This window comes from Mesorhizobium sp. A623, assembly GCF_054489405.1.
On sequence record NZ_JBTMXB010000079.1, the window covers coordinates 1 to 5032 of the forward strand.

6 protein-coding genes are annotated in these 5032 nt (G+C 59.8%); all 6 read left to right on the forward strand.

Translation table 11 applies throughout. The features are described from left to right. Positions 1 to 1527: 1527 nt before the first annotated feature. The 6 genes from ACX3P1_RS27625 (at position 1528) to ACX3P1_RS27650 (ending at position 4959) form a co-directional block, all read left to right on the forward strand. Positions 1528 to 1869: a hypothetical protein gene (locus ACX3P1_RS27625; protein ID WP_459082925.1), complete on the forward strand. Its 342-nt coding sequence runs from the start codon at positions 1528 to 1530 to the stop codon at positions 1867 to 1869. Next, positions 1829 to 2761: a terminase large subunit domain-containing protein gene (locus ACX3P1_RS27630; RefSeq protein WP_459082927.1), complete on the forward strand. Its 933-nt coding sequence runs from the start codon at positions 1829 to 1831 to the stop codon at positions 2759 to 2761. Before ACX3P1_RS27625 ends, ACX3P1_RS27630 begins: the two co-directional genes overlap by 41 nt. Before the next feature lie 122 nt (positions 2762 to 2883). Further along, complete coding sequence (locus ACX3P1_RS27635; protein ID WP_459082929.1) at positions 2884 to 3924, forward strand: glycoside hydrolase family 19 protein; 1041 nt, start codon at positions 2884 to 2886, stop codon at positions 3922 to 3924. A 4-nt stretch (positions 3925 to 3928) separates the two neighbouring features. Then, complete coding sequence (locus tag ACX3P1_RS27640) at positions 3929 to 4249, forward strand: DUF6527 family protein (protein ID WP_459082931.1); 321 nt, start codon at positions 3929 to 3931, stop codon at positions 4247 to 4249. After that, positions 4243 to 4548, forward strand: a complete 306-nt coding sequence (locus tag ACX3P1_RS27645) for a hypothetical protein (RefSeq protein ID WP_459082933.1) — start codon at positions 4243 to 4245, stop codon at positions 4546 to 4548. The genes ACX3P1_RS27640 and ACX3P1_RS27645 overlap by 7 nt, the downstream gene beginning before the upstream one ends. 162 nt (positions 4549 to 4710) lie before the next feature. Continuing rightward, positions 4711 to 4959, forward strand: coding sequence for a hypothetical protein (locus ACX3P1_RS27650; protein ID WP_459082935.1), 249 nt, complete (start codon positions 4711 to 4713; stop codon positions 4957 to 4959). The last annotated feature ends 73 nt before the right edge of the window (positions 4960 to 5032 follow it).

The window sequence follows — 5032 nt, forward strand, 5'->3', positions numbered from 1 at the left end:
TGCGTAACATCATTTCAATATCTCCTGGGTTTACGTGCACCAACCGTTCGCGAGCGAAACGGTTCCGTACACGTGGCACCTCGCTCGGCTTAGAGTTTCCGCGTTACGCGCTTCCGACAGTGCGCGGTCATAGATTATCGGAGCGTGCTGGCAGAGTAGGATGCGCCGTTGTGGTCAAGGCCCTTGGAAGCCAGAGGGAGCGCGAAACTGGTTAGTAGGTCGGCTCATAGAGTGGGCCGAATGCCAGCCCCAGATTTCCAGCCGCCAGTGTGCGGAAAGACTAGTTGCGAGGCGGAAGGGTTAGCCAGCCCTATGACGTTCCGACCGGATGGCAACTGGTTGGGTAAAACGCCGAATTGACGGATCAGCGTTCCGCCGCCTCGCAAACCCATTGACGTCGAAATAACCGGAAAATCCGATTTATTGCCCGGTTATCACAGCGAAAACAATCGCTTAAGGGTGACGTCTTCCGCCGCCTCGCATCTACACTACAGGCTCGCCAAGCGCGGAAGGCCGAAGATCACAAGAATGCGGTATCCAAGAGCAAGATGAGGCCTACGAAGCATCCGGCGAGTGTGGTCCACCCAACGAAGTTCCATAGAGTTTCCATTTTGCTGCCGGCGGAATCTTGTCCTTTAGTTTTAAGGTCGCCCAATTGCCCCTCCTGTCATCGACTGTGCCCTGTCAGCAGGTAATCACCATCCCCCATGCCGAGCAAGCCACCAGTCCACCGACCACCAGGCACAGGCGACAGGAAGCAGCAGCGCCATACGAAAAAGGCCGAGCACGATGCCCGGCCAAGTTCAGAGGGGGAACGCGCCGACCACAATGGGAGGAAAATGATCAGCGCCCGACTGATATAAGGTCGCGCCCTGCCGTTTCAATGATCTGGCTTGGTCCATGCGCTGCGTTCGATGGAGCCAAACTTCTATGCCGAGCAAACAGCCAGCACGCCGCCCACACAGACCAGAGCATCGCGCCCTCTACGCACTCCCAGCATGGCAGAAACTCCGCAAGCACATCCTGCTCAGGGATAGCTACACATGCCGCTGGCCTGGGTGTGGTCGATCACTGCGAGGCAAGGGCAACCAGCCCAACGCACCAGTCGCTCATTATAAGATAGACCACAAGGGCGACATGACGCTGTTCCTCGACCCGGACAACATCATCTCGGTCTGCAAGGAATGCCACGACAGGGCAGCGCAGCGGGCAACACATCGAGGCTACATCAGTGGGCATGACGAGCACGGCAGGCCGTTGGACCCGAACCATCCATGGAATCGGTAGGCCACAGCAAGTTAGTAGACCTACTAATCGAAAATCGCGTGAAACCTCGACCTGATTTTTTCGACCATGGGGCCACCCCGGCAAATTTTAAACGAGTGCGGTTTTGGCCAGACCCGCGTCCCCCCTACATTTTCATTCAGATCATGCCGCAAGAGGGGGTAGGGGTAACAACATAACATGATGAAGGCAGTTCAACCCCGTTATCGGCAGATTTTCAGTGAGGACGAGGCCCGTTTCGAAATGGCCGCCCTGTTCTGGAAAGAGACTGTCGCCGCATTGAAAGCCGCCAGCGCGGTGAATACTGCAAACCTGGCGCGCGCCGATCGATATGTCCGGGCCAAGGTCGAGTTCGAATGCCTTTATCCGATTGCTGCTGCGGCAGGACCGGTGACGAAAGGCCCAAACGGCGGCGACGTGTTCAGTTTCACCTGGGCTGCAGTCGAGAAACTCAATGACCGGCTTTTGAAGCTGGAAAAGGCAATGTTCGGAGAGGCGGTATCCCGATCGGTCGAGAAGAAGCCTGATGCCGGGAGAGCGCCAAGTGACGAATTCCTCGGATCCGACAACGGACTACGCCAATAGGGTTCTAACCGGTGAGATCATAGCCGGTCGTTTCGTCCGGGCATCCTGCAAACGGCATCTGGAGGACTTGAAGAAGGGGCCGAAGCGCGGTCTTCGGTTCGACCCGGAGGAAGCGGCAAGGGCATTCCGGTTCTTCCCGGCCATGTTCACGGTGACGGCCGGCGCCAAGGCTGGCGAGCCGTTCCACCTGCTGGACTGGATGACCTTCGTTGTCGGGAGCCTGTTCGGCTGGCGAAACGCGGATGGCACCCGTCGGTTTCGGCAGGCATGGATCGGGACGGGCAAGGGCCAGGCCAAATCGCCGCTGATGGGGGCGATCGGTATCTACATGACCGGGTTCTGCGGCGTGAAACGCGCCGAGGCCTACGCCATCGCGAATGACCGAGACCAAGCCAAGGTTTTGTTCTCGGATGCTGTGGCGCTTTGCAGGGCTCCAATACCCGGCAAGGGCGAAGACACCCTCGAAAGCCTTGGCAAGGTGATCATTCGCGGTGTTGGCGACAACGCCTGGAAGATCGAAATACCGGCCAGCGGATCGAAATTCCTGCCGGTAGCGTCCGGCGACAGCATCTCGGGCCCGAAACCGATTGCGGTGTTCGGTGACGAAATCCACGAAATGCGCTCGGACAAGGGCATCCAGTTGTGGAAGGCCGCGATCGACAAGATGCCGGGCGATCCTCTGATGATCCTCGGCACGAATACGCCGGCGGTCGATCAGGCCGTGGCAACCGACCTTTCGGAGTTTTATCAGCGTGTCACTGAAGGCTTGATCGAGGATGACAGCGCGTTTTCGTACATTGCTCGCGTCGATGAGACTGATGACCCGTTCCCCATAATCCCCGCGTGCATCAAAGCAGCACGTCGGGCGGAAGTCGAATCTCTGCATGGCTGAAAAGAGCATGCCCGGCCGCTTACTTGCCAGACTGCGGGCCGGGCTCGCCGTTTGGGCTCGGCGGGGAATGCCACAGTAGTGGGGCCGGGTGCAGCCGGCAATTCAACCAAAAGGATTAGACCATGGATAGAACTGTACCCGCCGGTGCAGCGATCTCGCTTGCGCTCATTCAGAAGATCGGCGGCAAGATGACGAAGGCGCAGACAGCGAACGCCAGCAGCGTCGTGATCGCGCTCGATGACTATGGCCGCAATGTCGGCCTCGATCAGCCGCATCGTCTGGCGCAGTTTCTGCCGCAGATCATCCACGAGAGCGGCGCCTTCAGATACGACCGCGAGGTGTGGGGGCCGACGCCGGCGCAGAAGAAATATGACACGCGCACGGATCTCGGAAACACGAAAGCGGCGGACGGAGACGGCTTCTTGTTCCGCGGCCGCACCGGCATCCAGATTACCGGACGGGCGAACACACGTTCCTTCCGCGATTGGTGCCGCAAGCTGATGGCGGGAACATCGACAGTCGTTCCAAATTTCGAGAAGACGCCAGACGCCATGCTGACCGATCCGTGGGAAGGGCTCGGCCCGATCTGGTATTGGGACAGCCGCAATTTGAACCGATACGCCGACCAGGGCGATATCGAGATGATCACGAAGCGGATCAATGGCGGGCTGAACGGCTATCAGGATCGGCTCGACTGGTATGCCAAGGTGGCGCTCGTCCTGCTCGGCCTTGCTCCGAATGCCATCCCAGCGTTCCAGCAGCGTGCCGGTGAGAAGGCAGATGGTATCGCCGGCCCTCGCACCCGCGCCGCCCTGCATGAGGCGCTGGTGGCCCTGACAGCGCCCCTAGCGCAGTCCAGCGATGTGCAGGCCGCGCCCGTGGTCGAAGAAAAGAAGGTCGAGGTCAAAGTTCCGGTCGCCATCAACCAACCTTACGTACCCCCGGCCATCGAAAAGGCCGTGAAGAAGCAGACGAACGGTTGGGGCTGGAGCGGCATCGGCCTGGGTGGCGCTGGCGCGGCGCTCACCGCGATTGCCGGCTGGCCATGGCAGACGATCGCGCTGTTCGCCGGGCTCGGTGTTGCCGGTGGCATCGTTGCGCTCGTCATTGGGCCGTGGATCGTCGGCCGGGTCAAGACGATCCGGGCAGCGGTGGAGGGGTAGGGTAATGGGCGAGGTCAAGACGCAGCCGGTCGTCGCGCAATGCGTCGAGAAGAATGACTTTCGTCGGGATGGTCTCGGCGGCGTGCCCGGCTCCTTCTATCTCGGCGAGAAGCACGAAGGTGGCTCGCAAACGTTCTGGTATTGCTGTCCCTGCGGTTGCGGCGCTGCCGGCGCCATTCTCGTCGGCAACAGCTTCAAGCCTCAATCTGACCGCGCTTCATGGAACTGGAATGGCTCGACCGACAAACCGACCCTGACGCCATCCGTCCATCATGTCGGCCACTGGCATGGTTGGCTTACCGATGGCGTCTGGAGATCATGCTGATGCTCGAATTCCTCTGGATCGTTCTCAAGCACTGGAAGGCCATCGCCGTCGCCTCGCTCATAGCCGCTGTGCCGGTCGCGTTCCTCATTGGCCAGGCTCGAGGCGACAGTGCCGGCTACCAACGCCGCATCGCCGAAGTGGCGGCGGCCGACATCAAGACCGAACTGGAAAGGAAGGGCGACGATGCGAAGCTCCAAACTTTGTCTGACTATGATCTTTGTGTGGCTGGCCTGCGCGGGAGTGGCTTGCCAGTCGATGCCTGCGAGCAGCTGCGCGGGGTTCCTGAAATCGAACCTTAGCCCGGCGGGCACCGTGGCACTGATCGGCACCGACCGGCCAGGATATGAGCGGGTGCTCGGCAACGATCGCAACGGCACTCGTCGCGGCTGCTGGAAATAGCGGCAACCACATCACCATCGAAGCATTGAACTAAGGGGCTGGGGCCAATGATCGGAACGGGCATGGACGACGCAGCGCAAGCAGTAAACCGGATGGCAGAGCTTCCCGAGGAAACGCGGGAGTTTCTGGCTCAGCTTCGCGAGGACGATATCGCCACGTTGAAGGACGGCGTGAAACTGGTCAACGCGATCCGAACAGTCGGCACCTTCATGAAGTGGACGCTCGTCGGTATAATCGGCATGGTTGTCGGCGTGGTCATGCTCGGGGAGTCGGTAGGAAAGATTATTGCGTGGCTGCGATTGCCTAGCTAGAGCGGTTTTTCCTTAATCGGAGTCGCGGGTTTGCATTGACCGGCTTGTTCTGATTCCCTGATCGCAGTGATTT